Annotated in this window: 1 protein-coding gene; it reads right to left on the bottom strand. The window is 69.0% G+C overall.

Annotation, left to right across the window (positions count from 1 at the left end):
- Positions 1-186 (bottom strand): helix-turn-helix domain-containing protein (locus ACM0OZ_RS49455; RefSeq protein WP_414590256.1); only part of this gene is annotated, 186 nt, incomplete at its 3' end.
- Between the last annotated feature and the right edge of the window lie 43 nt (positions 187-229).

Below are 229 nucleotides of genomic sequence, written 5' to 3'. Positions count from 1 at the left end.
CGCCGACAGGGCCACGCTGCGGGTGGTGCGGTCGAACAGGCGCACGCCCAGCCGCGCCTCCAGCGCCCCGACTGCGTGGCTGAGGGCCGATGACGACATGCCCAGATCACGCGCGGCGGCGCGGAATCCGCCGCGTCGGGCCACGGCGACCACGGCTTCCAGTTCGATCAGGCCGCTGCGGTTCATTGTTCGGGTTTCCGGGACAGTTTGTGTCGGTTTTGGTTGCTTA

Source organism: Scytonema sp. PCC 10023 (genome assembly GCF_963920835.1).
In the GTDB taxonomy this organism is placed as follows: Bacteria; Cyanobacteriota; Cyanobacteriia; order Cyanobacteriales; family Nostocaceae; genus Kalymmatonema.
This window is presented reverse-complemented; position numbering and strand designations above follow the sequence as displayed.